Annotated in this window: 19 protein-coding genes, 1 pseudogene and 1 riboswitch; of the genes and pseudogenes, 7 read left to right on the top strand and 13 right to left on the bottom strand. The window is 63.7% G+C overall.

Going from position 1 to position 22,247, the window contains the following annotated elements:
* Positions 1-76: 76 nt before the first annotated feature.
* The 5 genes from oiaX to dhaL all read left to right on the top strand — a co-directional run bounded on the left by oiaX (position 77) and on the right by dhaL (position 5,129).
* Positions 77-1,327, top strand: coding sequence for a 3-oxo-isoapionate-4-phosphate decarboxylase OiaX (gene oiaX / locus MESS4_RS11155; RefSeq protein WP_006330040.1), 1,251 nt, complete (start codon positions 77-79; stop codon positions 1,325-1,327).
* A 4-nt stretch (positions 1,328-1,331) separates the two neighbouring features.
* Positions 1,332-2,666 (top strand): four-carbon acid sugar kinase family protein, encoded by a 1,335-nt coding sequence (locus tag MESS4_RS11150; RefSeq protein ID WP_006330033.1) that lies wholly within the window; start codon positions 1,332-1,334, stop codon positions 2,664-2,666.
* 33 nt (positions 2,667-2,699) lie between these two features.
* Positions 2,700-2,846: riboswitch (FMN riboswitch) on the top strand.
* Between the two features lie 77 nt (positions 2,847-2,923).
* Positions 2,924-3,397, top strand: a complete 474-nt coding sequence (locus MESS4_RS11145) for a 6,7-dimethyl-8-ribityllumazine synthase (RefSeq protein WP_006330032.1) — start codon at positions 2,924-2,926, stop codon at positions 3,395-3,397.
* A 69-nt stretch (positions 3,398-3,466) separates the two neighbouring features.
* A complete protein-coding gene (locus tag MESS4_RS11140; RefSeq protein ID WP_198292745.1) occupies positions 3,467-4,480 on the top strand; it encodes a dihydroxyacetone kinase subunit DhaK in 1,014 nt (337 codons plus the stop codon).
* Between the two features lie 10 nt (positions 4,481-4,490).
* On the top strand, positions 4,491-5,129 hold the full coding sequence (dhaL, locus tag MESS4_RS11135) for a dihydroxyacetone kinase subunit DhaL (RefSeq protein ID WP_006330030.1): 639 nt from the start codon (positions 4,491-4,493) through the stop codon (positions 5,127-5,129).
* Positions 5,130-5,213: 84 nt separating this feature from the next.
* On the opposite strand, the gene MESS4_RS11130 is transcribed toward dhaL, so the two are convergent.
* The 3 genes from MESS4_RS11130 to MESS4_RS11120 are packed head-to-tail and all read right to left on the bottom strand — an operon-like array spanning position 5,214 to position 7,223.
* On the bottom strand, positions 5,214-5,657 hold the full coding sequence (locus tag MESS4_RS11130) for an RpiB/LacA/LacB family sugar-phosphate isomerase (RefSeq protein WP_006330029.1): 444 nt from the start codon (positions 5,655-5,657) through the stop codon (positions 5,214-5,216).
* Between the two features lie 21 nt (positions 5,658-5,678).
* Positions 5,679-6,446 carry a triose-phosphate isomerase gene (locus MESS4_RS11125; RefSeq protein WP_006330028.1) on the bottom strand — a complete coding sequence of 256 codons (768 nt, stop codon included), beginning with the start codon at positions 6,444-6,446 and terminating at the stop codon, positions 5,679-5,681.
* Positions 6,447-6,455: 9 nt separating this feature from the next.
* Complete coding sequence (locus MESS4_RS11120; RefSeq protein WP_036241055.1) at positions 6,456-7,223, bottom strand: DeoR/GlpR family DNA-binding transcription regulator; 768 nt, start codon at positions 7,221-7,223, stop codon at positions 6,456-6,458.
* Positions 7,224-7,515: 292 nt separating this feature from the next.
* Here MESS4_RS11120 and fba point away from each other — a divergent pair, with 292 nt between their 5' ends.
* Positions 7,516-8,580, top strand: a complete 1,065-nt coding sequence (gene fba, locus MESS4_RS11115) for a class II fructose-bisphosphate aldolase (protein ID WP_006330025.1) — start codon at positions 7,516-7,518, stop codon at positions 8,578-8,580.
* Between the two features lie 62 nt (positions 8,581-8,642).
* Here the strand turns inward: fba and MESS4_RS11110 are convergent.
* The 10 genes and pseudogenes from MESS4_RS11110 to MESS4_RS11065 form a co-directional block, all read right to left on the bottom strand.
* A pseudogene (locus MESS4_RS11110) lies at positions 8,643-9,554 on the bottom strand (TIM barrel protein); the annotation flags it as partial.
* Positions 9,554-11,071, bottom strand: a complete 1,518-nt coding sequence (locus tag MESS4_RS11105) for a glycerol-3-phosphate dehydrogenase (protein ID WP_006330023.1) — start codon at positions 11,069-11,071, stop codon at positions 9,554-9,556. The gene MESS4_RS11105 and the pseudogene MESS4_RS11110, both read right to left, overlap by 1 nt.
* 49 nt (positions 11,072-11,120) lie before the next feature.
* Positions 11,121-12,161 carry a 2-hydroxyacid dehydrogenase gene (locus tag MESS4_RS11100; protein ID WP_006330022.1) on the bottom strand — a complete coding sequence of 347 codons (1,041 nt, stop codon included), beginning with the start codon at positions 12,159-12,161 and terminating at the stop codon, positions 11,121-11,123.
* A gap of 10 nt (positions 12,162-12,171) precedes the next feature.
* Positions 12,172-13,740 (bottom strand): FGGY-family carbohydrate kinase, encoded by a 1,569-nt coding sequence (locus MESS4_RS11095; RefSeq protein ID WP_006330021.1) that lies wholly within the window; start codon positions 13,738-13,740, stop codon positions 12,172-12,174.
* The gene (locus MESS4_RS11090; RefSeq protein ID WP_006330020.1) at positions 13,740-14,864 is read right to left on the bottom strand and encodes an ABC transporter ATP-binding protein; all 1,125 of its coding nucleotides are present in this window, start codon (positions 14,862-14,864) and stop codon (positions 13,740-13,742) included. The genes MESS4_RS11095 and MESS4_RS11090 overlap by 1 nt, the downstream gene beginning before the upstream one ends.
* The gene (locus MESS4_RS11085) at positions 14,861-15,979 is read right to left on the bottom strand and encodes an ABC transporter ATP-binding protein (RefSeq protein ID WP_006330019.1); all 1,119 of its coding nucleotides are present in this window, start codon (positions 15,977-15,979) and stop codon (positions 14,861-14,863) included. Before MESS4_RS11085 ends, MESS4_RS11090 begins: the two co-directional genes overlap by 4 nt.
* A gap of 5 nt (positions 15,980-15,984) precedes the next feature.
* A complete protein-coding gene (locus MESS4_RS11080; RefSeq protein ID WP_006330018.1) occupies positions 15,985-16,842 on the bottom strand; it encodes a carbohydrate ABC transporter permease in 858 nt (285 codons plus the stop codon).
* A gap of 9 nt (positions 16,843-16,851) precedes the next feature.
* On the bottom strand, positions 16,852-17,775 hold the full coding sequence (locus tag MESS4_RS11075; RefSeq protein WP_006330017.1) for a sugar ABC transporter permease: 924 nt from the start codon (positions 17,773-17,775) through the stop codon (positions 16,852-16,854).
* Between the two features lie 152 nt (positions 17,776-17,927).
* Positions 17,928-19,373 carry an extracellular solute-binding protein gene (locus MESS4_RS11070; RefSeq protein ID WP_006330011.1) on the bottom strand — a complete coding sequence of 482 codons (1,446 nt, stop codon included), beginning with the start codon at positions 19,371-19,373 and terminating at the stop codon, positions 17,928-17,930.
* Positions 19,374-19,416: 43 nt separating this feature from the next.
* On the bottom strand, positions 19,417-20,391 hold the full coding sequence (locus tag MESS4_RS11065) for a sugar-binding transcriptional regulator (protein ID WP_006330009.1): 975 nt from the start codon (positions 20,389-20,391) through the stop codon (positions 19,417-19,419).
* 395 nt (positions 20,392-20,786) lie between these two features.
* Here MESS4_RS11065 and MESS4_RS11060 point away from each other — a divergent pair, with 395 nt between their 5' ends.
* Positions 20,787-22,229 carry an FAD-binding oxidoreductase gene (locus tag MESS4_RS11060; RefSeq protein ID WP_006330006.1) on the top strand — a complete coding sequence of 481 codons (1,443 nt, stop codon included), beginning with the start codon at positions 20,787-20,789 and terminating at the stop codon, positions 22,227-22,229.
* Positions 22,230-22,247: the final 18 nt, after the last annotated feature.

The raw sequence follows: 22,247 nt of genomic DNA, 5'->3' as shown, positions 1-22,247 counted from the left end.
CTTATGTACTCATTATACCAGATTTCGAAGATCAGGGAACCTTTTTCGAACTCCTCACGACCTGAGACAGCGGATCATGATCACCCTCACCTATCGCATCGAGACCTCAGGCAGCATCGAGGCATTAGCGGCCAAGATCGCCAGCGACCAGTCGACCGGCACCTTCGTCGCACTACCGGGCGAGACCGAGGAATTGAAGGCGCGCGTGGCTGCGCGCGTGCTTGCAATCCGGCACCTGCCCGAGGCGGAACAGCCATCCATTCCCGAGGCCGGCAACGGACCGTTCAAGCGCGCTGATGTCGACATCGCCTTTCCCTTCGACGCCATCGGCACCGACCTGTCGGCGCTGATGACCATCGCCATCAGCGGCACCTTTTCGATCAGGGGTCTGTCCGGCATTCGCATCGTCGACATGAAGCTGCCGCGGCAATATCGCGGCGCCCATCCAGGCCCGCAGTTCGGTGTTACTGGAAGCCGTCGGCTGACCGGTGTTTCGGACCGTCCGATCATCGGCACCATCGTCAAGCCGGCGCTGGGGCTGAGGCCGCACGAGACGGCCGAGATGGTGGGCGAGTTGATCGCCGCCGGCGTTGATTTCATCAAGGACGACGAGAAGTTGATGAGCCCGGCCTATTCGCCGCTGTCGGAGCGGGTGAAGGCGATCATGCCGCTGATCCTCGACCACGAGCAGAAGACCGGCAAGAAGGTGATGTATGCCTTCGGCATTTCGCATGCCGATCCGGACGAGATGATGCGCAACCATGATCTGGTGGCGAAGGCCGGCGGCAATTGCGCCGTGGTCAACATCAACTCGATCGGCTTTGGCGGCATGTCGTTCCTGAGGAAGCGCTCCAGCCTGGTGCTGCACGCCCACCGCAATGGCTGGGATATCCTCACCCGCCATCCCGGCCTCGGCATGGACTTCACGGTCTGGCAGCAGTTCTGGCGGCTGCTTGGCGTCGACCAGTTCCAGATCAACGGCATCGCCTCGAAATACTGGGAGCCCGACTGGTCCTTCGTCGAATCCTTCAAGGCGGTGACCACGCCGATCTTTTCGCCTGATGATTGCGCGCTGCCGGTAGCAGGGTCCGGCCAATGGGGCGGACAGGCGCCGGAAACCTACCGGAGGACCGGCCGGACGGTCGATCTGCTCTATCTCTGCGGCGGCGGCATTGTCAGCCATCCTGACGGGCCGGGGGCCGGCGTGCGCGCCGTGCAGCAGGCCTGGCAGGCGGCGGTCGATGGCATTCAGCTTGAGGATTTCGCCAAGAGCCATGTCGAGCTGGCACGCTCGATCGAAAAATTCGGCGATGGCAAGGCGGCCTGAAATCATGCAAAGCCTGCTGCTCAGCTATTATGGCGACGACCTGACCGGCTCGACCGATGTGATGGAGGCGCTGGAGCTCGGCGGCGTGCCGACCGTGCTGTTCATGCGCCAGCCGGACGAGGCGCAGCTTGCGCGGTTCGCGCATTGCCGTGCCGTTGGTCTGGCCGGCACCAGCCGCAGCGAGACGCCGCAATGGATGGACACGCATCTCAAGAGCGCCTTCGGCTGGCTGAAGACGCTCAACGCCGAGATCTGCCACTACAAGGTCTGCTCGACCTTCGATTCCAGCCCGATGATCGGCAGCATCGGACGGGCGATCGAGATCGGCCGCGAGGTCTTCAAGCAGGACAGCGTGCCGCTGGTGGTCGGCGCACCGCAGCTCAAGCGTTACACCGCCTTTGGCCATCTCTTCGCGGCCTATCGCGACAAATATTTCCGCATAGACCGCCATCCGGTGATGAGCCGCCACCCGATGACGCCGATGGATGAATCCGACCTTTTGGTGCACCTGTCGCGGCAGACCGGGCTTGCCTCGGGATTGTTTGACCTGGCAACGCTGCAGTCGGCCTCGCGGTCGCAAGCGTTCGATCGCCTGGTGGAGGGTGGCGCGGCCATCGTGCTTGTCGATGTCGACAGCCGGGAGACCCAGGCACTTGCCGGCAAGGAGATCTGGCGCGCCCGCAAGGCCGGCGGCTATTTCGTCGTCGGCTCATCCGGGATCGAATACGCGCTGCTTGCCGAATGGGCGTCGAATGAGACGGTCGGCGCTGGATCAGGCTTCGCGCCGCCAGGCGCTGCCGACCGCATCGCGGTGGTGTCGGGCAGTTGCTCGCCGACCACCGAAAGACAGATCCGCCATGCCCTGAGCGACGGTTTCGACAGCATCGAGGTCGATCCGGTTGAACTGGTCTCCGAGACTTCCGAACAGGCGATCGCGCGCGCGGCAGCAAGCGGCCGTGCCAGCCTGCAAGCCGGACGCAGCGTCGTCCTCTATACCGCGCTTGGCCCCACCGCCGACCGGGGCGCCGAGATCGACCGGCAGGAAGGCGCGCGCCACAAGCTCGGCCGTGGCCTCGGTGCGCTGCTGCGCGAGCTTACGATCGAACAGAGCCTGAAGCGTGTGGTCATCGCCGGCGGCGATACGTCGAGCCACGCGCTCGGCCAGATGGGCGTCGATGCGCTGACGGTGCGAATGCCGCTGCCGGCCTCGCCAGGCTCGCCGCTGTGCGTCGCGCATTCTCGTATCGAAGCGATCGACGGGCTGGAGGTTGCGCTGAAGGGCGGGCAAGTCGGGACCGACCGCTATTTCTCAGCCATCCGCGACGGCCTCGGCGGTTGACAGAACAGCCCCGCCCTTCCATACAAACGCCGTCAATGTTCTCAGGGCGGGGTGAAAGTCCCCACCGGCGGTAAGGGTTTCGACCCAAGCCCGCGAGCGCTTTCCGGCTAGCCGGAGGGGTCAGCAGATCCGGTGCGATTCCGGAGCCGACGGTCATAGTCCGGATGAAAGAGAACGAAACGGAAGACGGTTCGCTCGCGCGGGTCGGATTGCGTATCGTGCGTCCTGATTCTGGTTCGAAACGGAAGGATGGACCCATGAATCAGCATTCCCACAAAAACTATGAAACTGTTCGCGTCGCCGTTGTTCGCGCGCGCTGGCATGCCGACATCGTCGACCAGTGCGTGCAATCTTTCGAGGCCGAACTGGCCGTGCTTGGGGAGAACCGCTTTGCCGTCGATGTCTTCGACGTGCCGGGCGCCTACGAGATCCCCTTGCACGCCAAGACGCTGGCCGAGACCGGTCGCTATGCCGTAATCCTCGGCACGGCATTCGTCGTCGATGGCGGCATCTACCGGCATGAATTCGTGGCGAGCGCCGTCATCGACGGCATGATGAATGTGCAGCTCTCGACCGGCGTGCCAGTGCTCTCGGCGGTGCTGACACCGCACAATTATCACGACAGCGCCGAGCATCACCGCTTCTTTTTCGAACACTTCACGGTCAAGGGAAAGGAAGCGGCCAATGCCTGCGTGCAGATCCTGGCCGCGCGCGAAAAACTTGCGGCGTGAAATGTTCCCAGCCGGGTGGAAATCGCGATAACACCCGGTAGTATTTGCAAAAATGCCGAGTTGGGGAGGATGCCGGTGCAGACCAAGAAGATCATCAACGACGGCAACCGCTCCGTCGACGAGATGCTGGAAGGGATTCTCGCCGCGCATCCCCGCCACCTTAAAAGCGCTGCCGGCAGCCAGCGCTCGATCATCGCTCGCGACGGGCCGCGCCCCGGCAAGGTCGGGCTCGTCATCGGCGGTGGCTCGGGCCATGAGCCGACCTTTCTCGGCTTTGTCGGCAAGGGACTGGCGGACGCCGCGGCAATTGGCAACGTCTTTGCCTCGCCGCCGCCGGACCCGATCCTCGAATGCGCCAAGGCGGTCAGCGGCGGCGCCGGCGTGCTGTTCATGTATGGAAACTATGCCGGCGACGTGATGAATTTCGACATGGCCGCCGAAATGGCCGCGATGGACGACATCGAGGTGCGCACTGTGCTGAGCACAGACGACGTTGCATCGGCACCGCGCGACCAGCGGCACAAAAGGCGCGGCGTCGCTGGCAATTTCTTCATCTTCAAGGCCGCGGGCGCCGCCTGCGACCGCATGCTCTCCTTCGACGAATGCGAGCGTATCGCCAAAAAAGCCAACGACCGCACCTTCACCATGGGCGTGGCGCTGTCGCCCTGCTCGCTGCCGCAGACCCGCCGGCCGAATTTCGAGATCGGCCCGGACGAGATGGAGATCGGCATGGGCATCCATGGCGAGCCGGGCATTGCGCGCGGAAAGCTGAAAACGGCCGACGAGATCACCGACGAGATGCTGGACAAGATCCTCGACGAGATGGCGCCGGCGCGCGGCGACAAGGTTGCGGTGCTAGTCAACTCGCTCGGCTCGACACCGCTGATGGAGCTCTACATCATGAACCGCAGGGTCAAGCAGAGACTCGACGACATCGGTGTCTCGGTGCACGCCACCTGGGTCGGCAATTACTGCACCTCGCTGGAGATGGCCGGCGCCTCGGTGACGCTGATGCATCTCGACGGCGAATTGCAGACCATGCTCGACCACCCTTGCGATTGCGCCATGTTCCGCGCCGGCTGAGAGCAGTTCCATGACAGCCATCGATACAGCCGGCCTGAAGACAATGTTCGATGCCATCGCGGTGGCGATCGAGGCCGACAAGGACCGGCTCTGCCAGCTCGACGGCGTCATCGGCGACGCCGACCACGGCATCGCCATGGTCCTCGGTTTCGGTGCGGTGCGCGATGCGCTGGCCGCGCTCGACCTTTCGGCGATCGAGCCTACGGCATTACTCAACACCGCCGCGAAATCGTTCCTCAACGCTGTCGGCGCGTCGTCCGGCCCGCTCTATGCGACGGCGTTCATGCGCGCTGCCGTTGCCGTCAAGGGCAAGGTGACGCTGGCGGACGCGGATTTGGTCGCCATGTTCCAGGCGATGGCGCAAGGCATCAGGGATCGCGGCAAGGCCGAGATCGGCGAAAAGACGATGGTCGACGCCTGGCAGCCGGCGGCTGAAGCGGCGGCCGCCGCGCATGCCGCCGGCAAGACGCTGGCCGAAAGTCTCGAAGCGGCCCTTGAAGCGGCTAAGCGGGGCGCCGAGGCGACCAAGGATATGATCGCCGTCAAGGGCCGCTCGTCGCGGCTCGGCGAGCGCTCGCTCGGGCACATCGATCCGGGCGCCGCGTCGGCCGTCACTGTCATCGGCGCGATGCGGAAAGGCCTGGCTTAGAGCGACGAATCCGCTTGCCGCTCTAACTCTTTGTTTGAGAGTCGGAATTTCCCAAAATCGTTACCCGCTTTTGGGTCCGATGCTCTAGCCTGCCTTCGCCGCGTCGAGCCTGTCGATTGCCTGGACATTGCCGGCCGATGGGCCCTTCTCATCGAACTCCGAGGCCAGCCAGGTGTCGACGATCGCCTTGGCCAGTTCCGGGCCGATGACGCGGGCGCCCATGGTGATGATCTGCGCATTGTTGGATTTCGCCGCGCGCTCCGCCGAATAGGTGTCATGGGTGAGCGCGGCGCGAATGCCGGGTACCTTGTTGGCCGAGATGGAAACGCCGATGCCGGTGCCGCAAAACAGGATGCCGCGATCATTCTCGCCATCGAGGATGGTCTGAGCGAGCTTCCGCGACAGGTCGGCATAGTAGCCGGCCTGGCTGAGATCGCTGACGGTGAGGCCGGGCTTGGTGGCGAGATGGGCGGCGATGACGTCGAGCAGCGGCTTGCCGGCGCTGTCGGCTCCAATGGCTATTTTCATTTTTTTTTGTCCTTTCCTGTTCTATCGATTTGAGATCGCCGCCGAGGCGCGGCCGAGGATGTCGATATAGCCCTCGGCCTGCCAGGCCGAGCGGCCGATGAACAGGCCGTCGACATACGGCTGGCCGATCAGTTCGGCGGCATTCCCGGGATTGACGCTGCCGCCATAGAGCACCGATGGTGTGGATGGCAGCACCGCGGCGGCCACTTCCTTGATCAGCGCCTGCTGCCTGTCGGCATAGTCGGAGCTGGCCGGAATGCCCTTGTCGCCGATCGCCCAGACCGGCTCATAGGCAAACAGGATTTTTTCTCCCCTTGCCTCGCCTTCGAGGAATTGCAACGCGCCTTGCACCTGCGCGGTCAGCACGGCCTCAGCCTTGCCGCTCTCGCGCTCGGCAAGCGTCTCGCCGACGCAGATCAGTGGTATCAAACCATGCTTCACCGCCGCCGCGGTCTTCAGGCCGACCGCATGGTCGGTCTCGCCGAAATGCTCGCGCCGTTCGCTGTGGCCGAGCTCGACAAGATCGAGCCCGCAATCGGTCAGCATCAGCGGCGAGATCTCGCCGGTCCAGGCGCCCGCGTCTGCCCAGTGCATGTTCTGCGCACCAACCTTGATCCGCGTCGACGACAGCGCCTGCTTGACCTCGCGCACCGCCGTGAAGGGCGGAATGACGAAGGGCTGGATACGATCGTCGAAGCCCGGCACGAAGCCGGCCAGCGCTTTTGCGAAAGCAAGCGCCTCGGCGAGCGTCTTGTTCATTTTCCAGCTTGTACCGACCCAGTAGACCACGCGTCCTCCTCAGTTCTTATCGACTACTGTTACCGAAACGCCGGCGGCATCCAGCGCCTGGCGCATTTGCGGCTCAGGCTCACGGCCGGTGAAGACGGTGTCGAATGCCTTGAGATCGGTCAGGAAATGCAGCGCCGTGCGGCCGAACTTGCCATGATCGACCAGCAGATAGTTGCGTGCGGCGGCGGCCATCATCAGCCGCTTGGTCTGGACCACCTCCTGGTCCTGATGGAAGGCGGAAGCGCCGTGGATGGCCGACGACGACAGGAACGCCACGTCGGCGCGCAGTGATTTCAACGTATCCTCGGCAAGCAGCCCGAAGAAGCCGTGAAACTTCTTGCTGTACTGGCCGCCGAGCGCGATCAGGGTGATGCCGCCGACGCCGGCCAGCTCCTGGATGACGGCCAGATTGTTGGAGATCACCGTCAGCGGCCGCAGGTCGGCCAAATGTCCGGCAATGCCGCCCGCCGTCGAGCCGTCATCGATGATCACCGTCTGGCCGGGTTCGATCATCGCCACCGCGGCAGCGGCCAGGCGTCTCTTCTCTTCGCCCGCCTGTTTCTGGCGGTAGCGAAAATCGCTCTCGAAAAGGCCGCTCGACTGGATCGAGGCGCCGCCGCGCACCTTGCGCAGGAAACCGCTTTCCTCGAGCTCGTCGAGGTCGCGATGGACAGTCATCTTGGACACGCTGAAACGCGAGGCAAGGTCGTCGACACTCGCCGTGCCCGCGTCCATCAGAAAATCCATAATGCCTTGCCGCCGGCTGTCGCTCTTCATTGCCGAGCCTATTTTTGCGAACCTCGGCTCGCCTGAAGCCATCGGAGCCAAGCCCCGATGTGATATCATCATAACAGAAAAAATCGCACTTCCACCAAATTTGTTGTGATAATGTTATATTTTCTTGGGATATTTTTCTGCCTTTGATCGCTGTCCTGTAACAAGAATTGCTGCGGGCGGCATGTCCAAAGGTTGCGGTTCGGTGGAAATCCGGCCAGAAGCATCAGCGGGCCGAACGACGACCGGACGGCTCGCAACCACAGGCCTGAAACCAGCTACGGGAGACTATTGGGTGGCTCGCATCACACTGAGACAATTGCTCGACCATGCCGCCGAACACGGCTATGGCGTGCCTGCCTTCAACATGAACAACATGGAACAGGGCCTTGCCATCATGGAGGCCGCCGAGGAGACCAAGTCGCCGGTCATCCTGCAGGCGAGCCGCGGGGCGCGGGCCTATGCCAACGACGTCGTGTTGGCCAAGCTGATCGATGCGCTGGTCGAGATCCACCCCGATATCCCGGTCTGCATGCATCTCGACCACGGCAACAACGAAGCCACCTGCGTGACCGCGATCCAGTATGGCTTCACCTCGGTGATGATGGACGGATCGCTGAAGGAAGACGGCAAGACGCCGGCCGACTACGCCTATAATTCCGGCATCACGCGCCGCGTCGTCGACATGGCGCATTGGGGCGGTGTGTCGGTGGAAGGCGAGATCGGCGTGCTCGGTTCCCTGGAGATGGGCGGCGGCGAACAGGAGGACGGCCATGGCGTCGAAGGCGCCGTCAGCCACGACCAGCTTTTGACCGATCCGGAACAGGCGGTGGGGTTCGTCAAGGACACCCATGTCGATGCGCTGGCCGTTGCCATGGGCACCAGCCACGGCGCCTACAAATTCTCGCGCAAGCCGGATGGCGCGGTGCTCGCCATGAACGTCATCGAGGAGATCCACCGTCGCCTGCCGAACATGCATCTCGTCATGCACGGCTCGTCCTCGGTGCCGGAAGAGCTGCAGGAGATCATCAACAAATATGGCGGCCAGATGAAGCCGACCTGGGGCGTGCCGGTCGAGGAGATCCAGCGCGGCATCAAGCACGGCGTGCGCAAGATCAACATCGATACCGACAACCGCATGGCGCTGACCGGCGCGATCCGCAAGGTGCTGACCGAGAACCCTTCGGAATTCGATCCGCGCAAATATCTGACGCCGGCCATGGCGGCGATGCGGAAGCTGTGCAAGGAGCGCTTCGAGCAGTTCGGCACCGCCGGCAACGCGCCCAAGATCAAGCCGCTGCCGGTCTCGGAAATGGCCAAGCGCTACAAGTCGGGCAGCCTCGATCCGAAATTCGGCTGAGAGCTTTCTCGGGCAGGAGCTGTTTCGGCTCCTGCCCGATTTCGCGGCAGAATTGCCGCCCTGCCGGCGTCGATGAAAGGCGCCCAGTAGTCGACCGACTCGCGGATCATGGCGACGACCTGGTGATCGACCGGCTCGCGCTCCCTGAACGACAATTCGAGGCAGATCTCATTGTCGGTGCCGCCGCCGCGCCGCACCGTCTCCAGGAATTTTTCCGGCGCGATGCGGCCATCCCTATTGTAAGCGGCGGTAAAGGGCCAGTGTCCTCCCTTGTTCATCGACGACTGCTTGATGTGGATGATCGGCGACTCCAGGGGGAACGCTTCGGTCCAGGCATAGGGGTCGATGTCGGCGGGATTGCTCGAAGTGACGTCGCCATGATCGATGTCGACCATCATCTTCAGCGGAATGGCCATGCCGGCCGCTTCGATCTCCCGGTGCAGCGCCCGGCAGCTCTCGATCGTGTGGCCGAATTCGCGGCCGACCGACATCGGCTCCCAGAACAGATAGGTCAGTCCGGCCGCTTTCGCATGTTCGGCAACCTCGCGCCAGCATTCCATGGCGATGTCGAGAAGCCGGGTACGACGCTCCGGATCGTCATAGTCCCGGTGGGTGAAGATCGCGAATTGCGTGCCCATGCCGCTGGCGCCGAGCTCCGCCGAAATGTCGGCGAAAGTCTTGAACCAGTCGACATAGTAGCGGCGCACATCAGCGTCGGGATGGCCGAAATGATTGAGCCGGCCATAGGGGCCGGTCATGCCTGACGTCACACGCACGCCGGTGCGGTCGAGCGCGCCGCGGAACAGCCGGACGAATTTCGCGATCGTCGCCGCCGGCCAGCCGGGATTGACGAATTCATGCGTCAGCTGCACGTCCCTGATGCCGATGTCGTAAGCGATCGTGTCGATCAGATCGTCCGGATCGGCAAAACGGTTGACCAGCGGATTGGTGTTGAGGGACAGCGTGAAGGTCATCAGCCCGCCTTTGCCAGCCGGCCGACGCACCAGTCCTCGAATGCGGTTCTTTCCGCGGACGACAGATGCAGGCCATGCTTGGTGCGCCGTTCCAGAATATCGGCTGATGTCAGCGCCCATTCATGCTCGAACAGGTAATTGGCTTCGCGCTCGAAGAAATCCTTGCCGAAACGCCGCCCCAAGTCGGCGAGCGAGCGCGCCGAACCGACCAGAACGCGCGTCCTTGTGCCGTAGAGCCGGCCATAGTGCTTGGTGAGGGATGCCGGCATCCAGGGATAGTCGCGGCCGAGGTCGCCGAGGAATTGCTCGAAGTCGGCGTTGGCGATGTCGCCGCCGGGCAGATGCCCTTTCGATGTCCAGGGCTTGCCCATCGCTGGAAAGAAAGGGGCGATCCGGTCCAGCGCGTGTTCGGCCAGCTTGCGGAAAGTGGTGATCTTGCCGCCGAAGACCGAGAGCAGCGGGGCCTGCCCCGACGATGCGTCGAGCTCGAAGATATAGTCTCGGGTCACCGCGCTCGGATTGTCGGCGTTGTCGTCATAGAGTGGCCTGACACCGGAGAACGAATGGACGACATCGCTGCGGGCAGGCCCGCGCTTGAAGTAGCGATTGACGACCTTGATCAGATAATCGATCTCGCTGGTCTCCGCCTTGACGTCTTCCGGTCGCCCTTCGTAGGGAATGTCGGTGGTGCCGATCAAAGCGAGATCGTTCTGGTAGGGATTGATGAAGATAACCCGCTTGTCGCTGTTCTGGATGAGATAGGCCTGCCGCCCCTCCCAGAACTTCGGCACGACGATGTGGCTGCCTTTGACCAGGCGGACATTGCGCCTGGAATTCTGGCCGGCAACACGGTTGATGATGTCGTTGACCCAGGGTCCGGCGGCGTTGATCAGCGCCCGTGCCCGCACCGTGGTTTTGACACCGGTCCTGCCGTCGCGCATCTCGACCGACCACAGGCCGTTCTCGCGGCGGGCGGCGGTGCAGGCGGTTCGGGTGAAGACCCTGGCTCCCCGTTCCGCGGCGTCGAGCGCATTGAGGAGGACGAGGCGGGCGTCGTCGACCCAGCAGTCGGAATATTCGAAGCCGCGCCTGAACGCCTCCTTGATCGGCGCGCCTTCGGGCGCGGTGCGCAGGTTCAGCGTGCGGGTGGCCGGCAGCCGCTTGCGTCCCCCAAGATGGTCGTAGAGGAACAGGCCGAGCCGGACCAGCCATGCCGGCCGGTCGTCTGGGCTGTGCGGCAGCACGAAGCGCATCGGCCAGATGATGTGCGGCGCCGATTCCAGCAGCACTTCGCGCTCGATCAGCGCCTCCCGTACCAGCCGGAATTCGTAATACTCGAGATAGCGCAGACCGCCATGGACGAGCTTGCCCGACCGCGAGCTGGTGCCTTCGGCGAGATCGTCCTTTTCGCAAAGGATGACGGAAAGGCCACGGCCGGCGGCGTCGCGCGCGATGCCGGCACCGTTGACGCCACCGCCGATGACGAAGAGGTCGGCGACCTCGGTATCGCCGCTCATCCCGCCGGACCCTCGATGCGTAGCAAATACTTCATGGCTCCTGCGACTTTCAGCACGGATTGACCGGTGGCAGTCCGGCGATGTAACGGCGCACCTCCTCGGCGGCCTGTTCGGCGGCATAGGTGACGGTGCGCACCGAGGCGCCGGCGATGTGCGGCGTCAGGGTCACGTTCGGCAATTGCAGCAGCGGCCAGTCGGCGGGCACCGGCTCGACCGCGAAGGTTTCCAGCATGGCGCTGGCGATCTGGCCGGACACCAATGCCTCGTAGAGCGCGTCATAGTCGACCAGCGGCCCGCGCGCGGTGTTGATGAAGATCACCCCCGGCTTCATCCGGGCGATGGTGTCCTTGTTGATCAGGCCGCGGGTCTCAGCGGTCACCCGGGAATGCAGCGTCACCACGTCGGAGCGAGCGAGAAGGTCGTCGAGCGCGACGAGTTCGACGCCGGCATTGCGGTCGTCCGCGCTCAACTGCACATAGGGATCGGAGACCAGGATATGGCAGCCGAAGGCGCGCAGCAGGCGGACCAGCCTGGTGCCGATATTGCCGTAGCCGATGACGCCGACGGTCATTTCGCCGAGCTCGCGGCCGGTGCGGTCGGCCCGGTAGAGATCGCCGCGCCATTCGCCCTTGCGCAAGGCTTCATGCCCAACGCGGATCAGCCTGGTCTCGGCAAGGATGGCGCCGATGGTGAATTCGGCCACCGCACTGGCATTGCGGCCGGGAACATTGACCACGGTGATGCCGTGCGCTTTGGCGGCGGCCATGTCGATGTTGATCGGGCCGCCGCGCGACACCGCAACCAGCTTGAGCGCCGGCAAGCGCCGCATCATGGCTTCGGAGAGCGGCGAGAGCTGAGTGACGAAGATTTCGGCATCGCCGATGAAAGCCACCACCTCGTCCGGATCGCCGAAATATTCCTTGACCTTGTCGAGGCCGAGGGCGGCGTTGCCGAATTCCATCGGCTCGTCGGGCCATGCCGTCTCAAGCGTCCGGATGTCGAGACTGTCGCCGCAGGCTTGCTCGATTTTTGCGCGGAACACTTCGGGAAGCATGAAACGGTCGCCAATGATCGCTATCTTCTTGCGCATACTCGACTTCTCAGTTCGTCAGATCAGTTTTGGCCCTGGGCGCGGCCATCGAACGCCAGACCGGCCGCAGCGCCTCATGCGCCAATGTGTAGGATGGAACAAGCCGCTCGTAGATGGCGGCAAGTTTTTGGTCGCTCGGCTCCGCCGCGCCAAGCAACGGCGTGACCCATTCGCCGACACAATCGTCCATCGATGCGTACTGGCCAACGCACACCGCCGCGATCATGGCGGCGCCCGCGGCACCCGCCTCCTCGCGCTCGCTGGTGCGAATATCGGCGCCGATCGCGGCGCCCAGGATCTTGCGCAAGGCTGGGCTCCTGGCCGCGCCGCCGGTCAGGCGGATTTCTCGTGGCAGCGGACCCATGGCGGCATAGCAATCGCGCGCCGCGAAGGCCAGCCCTTCGAAAACGGCACGGACCATGTCGGCATAGCCGTGCCGCGACGAAATGCCGACGAAGCCGGCCCTGGCATTGGCATCGACGAACGGGCCCCGCTCGCCGGCCTCAGACACATAAGGCTGATAGAGCAGCGAGGCCGGCTGCGATGACGATATCCACTCGTCGACCAGCGCGATCATCTCGCCATTGCTGCGGGTGATGCCTTGCGAGGCGAGAATGCCGGAGGCCAGACCAAGCACCCAATCGATGTTGAGCGTCGCCGCCATGTTCGACTGCAGCTGCGCAAAGACGCCCGGCGCCGGCATCGTCATGGTGTAGCCGGTCGCCGCCTCGTTCAGCACCACCTCGTCAGCCGTCTCGGTAAGCCGCATATGCATGCCGGTGGAGCCGATGATGCTGCAGCCGGGTTTGTGCTTTCGATCGAACAGGCCGGCACCGAGCGCGGTGCAGACCACGTCGACATAGGCGAGCACGACAGGCGTGCCGGCGATGAGCCCGGTGGCTTCAGCCGCCGCTTGCGACAGGCCGGCGCTCTGCCTGGTGCCGTCGACGATCGGCGGCAGCAGATGCCGGAGATCGGCAATGCCGAGCACATCGAGCACCTCGTCGCTGTAACCACGCGTGCGGAAGTCGCCGAAGGTGAAGGTCCCCTCCGACGGGTCGGTGGCGCGCTCGCCGGTCAGCTTGAAATAGAGCCAGTCCTTGCAGTGGAACGCTGTCGCCGCCTTGCCAAGCATTTCGGGCATGTTGCGCTTCATGAAGGCGAACTGCGATCCTTGCTGGCAGGCGGCGAGACCGCTGCCGGTCTTTTCGAAGCGCAGCCGATCCTCCGGCCGGGCGCGGATCTCCTCGACCACTGCGGCCGCGCGCGCGTCGAGCCACAGCCAGCCCTTGGCAACAGGCTCGCCGTCCCTGTCGATCAGCCAGGTGCCGTCGCCCTGCCCGGTCACGGCGATCGCAATGGTCCGGCTGGCGAGGTTGGGCACCTTGTCGGCGAGCTGGCGCAAGGTGGTCGCTGTATCGAGCCAGGTGCGCGCGAGATCCTGCTCGGCGCCGCCGCCCGGCAATGTCTCATATTTGTTCGGCAGCGCCGCAGCCGCGAGCTGCCGGCCCGCCGTGTCGAAGGCGACGGACTTGATGACAGACGTGCCGGCGTCGATGCCGATCAGCACATCCCGCATCAGGCCAGCTCCATGCCGTGCGAAATTGCCTTGCCGCTGGCCTGGTCGAAGACGTGCAGGTTCTTCGGATCGATGCTGACATTGATCGGCGCGCCAAGCTCCAGGCGGGTCCGGTCATGCTCGACCAGCACCAGCGAGCCGCCGGCGAAATCGGCGGCGATATGCGTCTGATCGCCGAGCCACTGATTGGCCGAAACCGTGGCCGGCACGCCGTCCTTCGACCGGCGCACCGCATAGGGCCTGACACCGATCACCACTCGCTCGCGATTGAGCAGGGCATCGCGGACCGGACCGCTGAAGGCCTCCCTGTCATAGTCGAGGGAAAGCCCGTCGGGGAGCCTCAGATTGATCTTGCCGGCCGCCGTGCCGACATAGGCTTCGAAGACGTTCATCGGCGGTTCGCCGACGAAGGTGCCGGTGAACAAATTGGCCGGCCGCTGCTTGATCCTGTCTGATGTATCGAACTGTTGCAGCACGCCACCCTCCATCACCGCGATGCGGTCGGCTAGCGCGTTGGCCTCGGTCTGGTCGTGGGTGACCAGGATCGCGGTCAGGCCGCGCTCCTTGATGAAATGCTTGATGCGGCCGCGCAGCACAGCGCGCAACTGCGGTTCGAGCTGGCCCATCGGCTCGTCCAGGAGATGCAGATCCGCCTCGCGAATCAGCGCCCGGCCAAGGCTGGCGCGCTGCTGCTGGCCACCCGAGATGGAGCTTGGATAACGCTCGAGGATGTCCTCGATCTCGAGCAATTTGGCGATGCTGGCGACCTTGGCGTCGACCTCGCTCTTCGGCAGCCTGGCCGCCTTCAGGGCGAAGGCCATATTCTCGCGCACGGTCAGCGGCGGATAGAGCGAATAGCCCTCGAACGCCATCGCCACATTGCGCTTTACCGGCGCCAGCCTGTGTACCTGGCGGCCGGCAACCGAGATCGCGCCGCGCGAGACCTCTTCGAACCCCGCGATCATGCGCAATGTCGAGGTCTTGCCGCAGCCGGACGAGCCGAGCAGCGCGACGATCTCGCCCTTGCCGATTTCCATGGTCAGATTCTGGACGGCGTGCACGCCGCGGTCGATCGGGCCGTAGAACTTGTCGACGCCGGAAATTGTGAGTGCGCTAGCGCTCATGCCGCTTCTCCGTTGCGCAGGCTGACAACGTTCGTCGAGCCTATCCGCTCGCCGCTTGCATGATCAAACAACAGCGCGCTTTTGCTGTCGACGGCGATATGGGCCTTGCCCTCGGTCTGGCCCGGCGTTCCGGCCGGACGCGAGACCAGGATTTCGCGGCCACGCACCGTGCGCACCAGGGTAACGATTTTTTCGTTGAGCGGCGTCTCGGCCTCGACCGTCACCGGAATGGCGCCGGGCGTTCCCTCGTCGACGAAACTCAGCGCTTCCGGTCGCAAACCGATCACGCAGTCGCGGCCGACCGCTGCCTCATAGGTGCCCGGCAGATGGACCTGGACATTCGACAGGCCGACATAGATACCCCTGGTATCGCGCGACGGCTTGACGTCGAGCAGATTGATGGTCGGATCGCCGAACAGCCGTGCGATCTCGATGTTTGCCGGCTCACGATAGATCTGCTCCGGCGTGCCGAGCTGCTTGATGACGCCTTGGGACATCACCGCGATGCGATCGCCGAGAGCCATCGCCTCCTTGTAGTCCTGGGTGACGTAGACGACGGTCGCGCCACGATCGGCCAGAAGCCTCGGCAGTTCGAGCCGCATTTCGAAGCGCAGTTTGGCATCGACGTTGCGCAAGGGATCGTCAAGCAGCAGAAGCGGCGGCGCGCCGACCAAAGCGCGGGCAAGCGCGGTACGCTGCTTCTGGCCGTTGGACAGTGCGCGCGGCCTGTGGCTGAGCACATGGCCGATCTTGAGCAGCTTGGCGACGCTCTCGACGCCCGCCTTGATCGTCGATTGCGACGAGTGCCTGGCCTGCAGGGGCGTCGCAATGTTGTCGAAGGCGGTCATATGCGGAAACAGCGCGAAGTTCTGAAACGCCATGCCAACGCCGCGGAACTCGGCGTCGACATCGGTCATGTCCTCACCGCCGATCAGGATCTTTCCCTCATCAGGGTCGACGACGCCGGCGACGAGCCTGAGCAGCACCGTCTTGCCGGCGCCGGACGGACCGAACAGGACCAGGGTTTCGCCATCGGCGACGGTCAGCGACAGATTGTCGAGGACGGTCTGGCTCTTGTAGCGCTTGACGATGTTTTTCAGTTCAAGGCTTGCCATCCGAATTACCCCTTGACCGCGCCGAGCGACAGGCCTTCGACGAGATAGCGCTGTGCATAAAGCGCGAGCGCCAGCGTCGGCGTGATCGACAGCACGATCGCCGCCGAGATCTGGCCATACTGGATGCCGGAAGAGGTGATGAAGGCAAGCGCGCCGACAGTCACCGGCTGCTTGTCGGCCGAGGCGAGCACCAGCGCGAAGACGAAATTGTTCCAGGCGAAGATGAAGGCGAGCAGGCCGGCCGCCGCAATGCCGGGCCCTGCAAGCGGCAGCGCGATCTTGCGGAAGGTGGCGAACCAGGAATGGCCGGCGATGCGGTAGGCGTATTCGATGTCGGCCGGGATGTCCTCGAAATAGCCGCGCACGATCCACAGGATCAGCGGCAGGCAGATCAACTGATAGACCCAGATCAGTCCGATATAGGTGTTGGCCAGTCCAAGCTTCTGGAAATAGAGGGTGAGCGGCAACAGCACCAAGAGCGCCGGCGCGAACCTGAACGACAGCAGCGTGAAGGCGATGTCCTCCGAGCCGCGGAACTTGTGCCGCGCAAAGGCGTAGGCGGCGGGAACGCCGAGCAGCAGGGCGACGGCGACCGAAGTGGTCGACAGGAACACCGAATTCCAGAGGTTGCGCATGAAGGCGATGTCGAGCGTGCCGGACGCCGTCGTCAGCTTGCCGGTGATCAGCGCGGTGTAGTTGGCCAGCGTCGGTTCGAAGACAAGCTGCGGCGGAATGCGCAGGATGGTCTCGTTGGTCTGGAACGACATCATGAAGATCCAGACGATCGGGAACATGAAGAAGATCACGACCAGCGTGAGTGCCGCGCCGCGCAGGATGCGTTCGAGAAGCGAGGTATGTTCCATCCCGGCCTCCTATGCCAGGCCACGGGCGCGCTCGCGCAAGCGCAGCCAGTTCTTGATGAAGATGTTGGACAGGAAATAGGTGATCGCCCACAGGATGATCATCAGCGCCGCCGAGCGGCCGACATTGGTCGACTGGAAGAAATTGAGATAGGCCTCGACCTGAAACACGGTCAGCGTGTCGCCCGGCCCGCCCTGGGTCATGGCGTAGATAATGTCGAACTGCTGGATGGAATCGAGCAGGCGAAACAGCGTCGCCGTCAGGATGTAGGGCGTCAGCATCGGCAGAGTGATGCGGAAGAACACGAAGCTCCTAGGCACGCCGTCAAGTGCGGCTGCCTCGAAGGGCTGCGTCGGCAGGCTGCGCAGGCCGGCAAGCAGCAGGATCATGATGAAGGGCGTGTAGACCCAGATATCGACCAGCACGACGGTGAAAAGTGCGGTCGAGGGCGACGAGGCCCAGCGGAAATCCTGCAGACCTATCAGGCTGGCCAGGTAGCTCAGCACGCCGAAGCCGGGATTGGTCATCAGCTTCCACATCAAGGCGGCAAGTGCGGGCGCCGTCATCAATGGCATCAACAGCATGATCGAGATGAAGTTGTTCAGCGTCGTGCGCTTCTGCAGCAGCATGGCGATGGCAAGGCCGAGAAGCAGCTCGAGCAGGACGGTGATGCCCGCATAGAGCAGTGAGACCTGGAGCGTGTTCCAGAACTTCGGATCGGTGAAGAAGTTGAGGTAATTCTCGCCCCAGTTGAACTGCCGCGCCCAGGGCTGGCTCAGCCGGTAGCGCTGGAACGAATAGACCACCGAGGTCAGGAACGGGATCAGGATACCGATGCAGACGAGCAAGGCCGGCAGGCTGAGCACATAGGGCAGCACCCGCTTGCTGATCCTGAAGCCGGAAGGCCTGTTTCTTTGCATTGTCGCCGCAGTCATCGTGGCTCACCCGTCATCCCTGTGCTTCGCCCTGCCGGCCGCCCAAGGGAGCAAGGCGGCCGGTTGGGCGAATGGCGGCGCCGCTCGGCACCGCGTCGCAACCATTCGACATCGTGAGGCTGGCGAGCAAGGCAGGCCAGCCTCGCAGTGGCTTAGCCGAGCCCGGCTTCCTTGAGCTGGCCGTTGATGCTCTCGGCCAGCTTGTCCAGACCTTCGTCGACCGGCACTTCCTTGGCCACCATTTTCTGCAGTGTCGCCGCCCATTCGGTGGTGAGATCGAAGAACAGCGGCTGCGGCGTGAACTTGATGCTGGCTCCCGGCGCCGAGGCGTCGAACATCTCGACATAACCGGGATAGCTCTTGTTGAGCTTCTCGCGGAACATATCGTCCTTCCAGACCGACTGACGGACCGGATTGACGAAGTCCATCTTGGTGGCGCCGAACAGAGCATGCTCGGGTCCGGAGGCCCATTGCATGAAATACCAGGTGGCGTCCTTGTCCTTGGAGAAGTTGGACATCGACAGCGACCAGATCCAGATGTTGGGCGTCGGCGCCTTGGCCGCCGGATTGGCCTTGAAGCCGGCGAAGGCGAGCTTGCCGGCCATCTTGTTGTCGCCGCCATTCATGAAGTAGCCGAGGATATCGGCGTCGAAGATCATCGCCGAGGCGCCGGCGCCGAGATCGGTGCCGACCTGATACCAGGTGTAGGTCGACCAGTCCTTGGGGCCGCTCTCCTGGATCATCTGAACCCACTGCTTGTGGAAGGCCTTGGATTCGGTGGTGTTCATCGCGGCCGACAATTTGCCGTCGGCCGAAACATTCAGGTCCTTCTGGTCAAAGTTGGCGTAGGCCGACAGGAAGCCTGGATGGATCGTGGCCCACGAACGCGAGCCGCGCACGCCGATGCCGTAGACGCCGCCACCGACATCCTTGGTGAGCTTGGCCGCCGCGGCGACCATCTCGTCCATATTGCCGGGAACGGCGACGCCGGCCTTGTCGAACATCGCCTTGTTGTAGGTGATGTTGTTCTGTTCGAAACCCCACGGAATGCACCACTGCTTGGCGTCTTCCGACCCGAGCACTCCGCCCGGTTGACCGTTCCAGGCGCAGGAATTCCTGACGCCGGGCAGGAAGTCGTCCCAGGCATAGTTCACATTGGTCTTGGCCGGATCCTTGATCCATTCGTTGAGGTCGGTGATCCAGCCGGCCGGACCGTATGTCCAGGTCATGTAGGCGCCGGTCATGAACGCATCGTATTCGGGCGAGCTGGCCGACAGCGCAGCGGTGACCTTGTCGAAATAGACGTCTTCCGGGAACACGTCGTAGACGACTTCCATGCCGGTCAACTGCTTAAAGTTTTCGAGGTTGGCAATCATCGCATCGGCGTAGGGATGCTTGTTGAGCAACAGCTTGATGGTCTTGCCCTTGTGCGCCTGCCAGTCGAAATCCGCAGCCAGGGCCTGGGTCTGCCCCAGATTGAGCAGCGTGCCGGCCGTGCCGGCGGCAAGGCCCATTGCGCCAAGGCCCTTGATCAGCCCACGGCGATCGACTTGTCCGCGCAGGAACGCGTCGATCAGGTCTTTTTCTTTCTCATGCATTTTTCTTCTCCTCCACAGGGTAGTTTCAACTTGATGTTGCCGGCTACCCGACCGGCGTCTGCTCCGCGAGCGCTCGCGCCGTCCGCTCGTCGGTGACCAGGCCCTTGAGATAGCGGCCCTCCAGCACCGATTTGATGGCACGAACCTTCACCTTGCCGCCGGCAACGGCGACAATCCTGCGATTGCTGATGTCTTCGCGCGCCAGCGCCAGCGCCCGGTTGGAAAGGGTCGTCTCGACTGCCTTTCCGGCATCGTCGAAGAAATGGCCGAGCAGTTCGCCGACGCCTCCCTTGCGGCGGGTCTCCTCCATCTCGCCCTTCTCGATCATCCCGGTGGCGACGAGCGAGGCCTCGCGCTCGGCGGTGCCGATCCCGGCAATCAACAGGTCGGCCGATTTGGCGAGATCGAAGACCTCGCTGATGCCCTTCTGCCCGAGCAGCACGGCTCGATCCTCGACCGTGTTGGCGAACATCGGCACCGGCATCACATAGGCTTCCGCGCCAGTGCGTTCGGCCAGGCGATGAATGACGTCGTGCGGATTGGCCGAGAACTTGCGCGTCAAGCCGCCCAGCAGCGACACAAAGCGGACCCCATCGGCCGCTATGCGCGGCAGATATTCCACGCAGGCGGCAAGCGTGCGGCCATGACCGACGCCGATCAGCGTGTCCTCGCCGCGTTCGATCTCACGCTTGAGAAACTGCGCTCCGGCGATGCCGAGCGCCTTGAGCGGCAGATCTTCCGCATCGAAATCCGGGACGACTTCGCAATAATCGAGGCCGTAGCGCCCGGACAGTTCGTCTTCGAGCGCGACGCATTCCGACACTTCGCCGTCGATATAGACTTTGACCAGACCTTCCTGATTGGCCTTGGTGATGAGGCGATGCGCCTTGAGGCTGGTCAGGCCGAGCCGTTTGGCGACCTCCGACTGGGTCAGCCCGCCGGCGTAATGAAGCCAGGCGGCCCGGGTCGCCATGCTGGTTTCATCGTCGCGCAGGAGACCGTTGCCAAAACCAACCATTTCCGCCCTATGATATTTTTATCAGTTGATGCAAAATTTTTCATAGAGTTCCGTCGAAGTCAAGCGCCGTGTGGTCTTGGAGACCAAAAACAGCGCCATCTCGCAGCAGCCAGGCGATCCTGGCGCAAGTGAAGACATATCGGCGAAACCGGCGGCTGTTTCACCTGGCCCGCGCAATGGCGATCGAGTTGCCAAAGGTTTGACAAATAGCCGGCCACCCCTATGGTCGGCTTGTTACAGGAGCGACGCATGGCGAAGGCAACCGGCTGTATTCTTGGCGGTTTTTCCCCACATTTGCCGGACGGTAGAAATCAGCCGCAGCCGCTTTCACAGCCCTCGCCTTTCCCTCGTCCGGCCGCGTCGAAGCGTCCGGGCCATTCAAATCCTTGAGTCTCATGTCCCAGAGGATTGCCGAGCTTCTGTCGCGGCTGGAAAAGCGGCTGGACAGGTCGGCGATTGTCTCGGCCGACGAGGCCGGACCGCGCTATCAGGAAGACCCCGACGGCAAGGACGGCGCGCCACCGGCGATCGTCTTGCGTCCACGCACGACCGGCGAGGTATCGGACATTCTGCGCCTGTGCAACGAGGCCGGGCAGAGGCTTGTCGTCCAGGGCGGCCGCACCGGGCTTGCGGGCGCGGCGCGCATTCAAGCCGGCGAAGCGGTGCTGTCGCTGGAGCGCATGACGGCGGTCGCGGCGCCCGACCGCGAGGCGGCGACGATCATCGCCGAGGCCGGCGCGCCGCTGCAGATGGTGCAGGAAGCGGCGGACGCTGCCGGCTTGCTGTTCGGCGTCGACATCGGCGCGCGCGGCACATCCACCGTCGGCGGCAATATCGCCACCAATGCCGGCGGCATCCGCGTGCTGCGCTACGGCATGTACCGCGCGCAGGTGCTCGGGCTGGAAGCAGTGCTTGCCGACGGCAGCGTGCTCACCTCGCTCAAGGGCTTGCCCAAGGACAATTCCGGCTATGACCTCAACCAGCTCTTCATCGGCAGCGAAGGTACGCTCGGCGTCGTCACGCGCGCCTGCCTGCGGCTGCATCCGAAACCGGCCACCGAGGTCAACGCCTTCTGCGCGCTTGCCTCGCTCGATGCGGCGATTGCGCTGCTTGCGCTGCTGAGGCGCAAGCTTGGGTCGTTGCTGTCGGCCTATGAGGTGAATTTCGCGCCGCTCTACGGCGCCATGGTCGCCGGCATGGACGCGCCGGCGCCGCTGCCGGTCGGCTCACCCGTCTATGTGCTGGCCGAGATACAGGGCAACGAGCCCGACCGCGATGGCGACCGCTTTGCCGCGGTGCTGATGCAGGCGGTCGAGGACGGCGTGGTCGACGACGTGGTCGTCTCGCAGTCGCCGCGCGAATTCCGCGCGCTGTGGGCCGTGCGCGAGGACGCCAACCGCTTCCTGTTTTCGATCAAAGGCCTGATCGGGGTCGACATCAGCATCCCGCTGGTGAGGATGGGGACCTTCCTGCGGGAGGCGGAAGCCGCGATCCGGGCTGTCGACCCCGGCGCCGAGATCTACGTTTTCGGCCATCTCGGCGACGGCAATCTGCACTATCAGGTCGGCACCCTTGATCCGGCGGCGGCGTATGACATCGTCTATCGTGGCGTCGCCGCGGCCGGCGGCGGCGTCTCGGCCGAACACGGCATCGGCCTCGACAAGAAGCAATGGTTGCACCTGGCGCGCAGCGATGCCGAGATCGCCGCCATGCGGCGCTTGAAAGCAGCCTTCGACCCGAACAATATCCTCAATGCCGGTCGCGTCTTCGACGTCGCATCGGCGGATGGCGCATCGGCCCGAAAATCGGAATCGATTTTCGGAAAGCACGATGCGTAGATACAAAATATTGCGTGA

The organism is Mesorhizobium sp. STM 4661 (genome assembly GCF_000359125.1).
GTDB lineage: Bacteria > Pseudomonadota > Alphaproteobacteria > Rhizobiales > Rhizobiaceae > Mesorhizobium.
The sequence above is the reverse complement of the archived record's forward strand: the minus strand, read 5'-3'. Positions and strand labels throughout refer to the sequence as shown.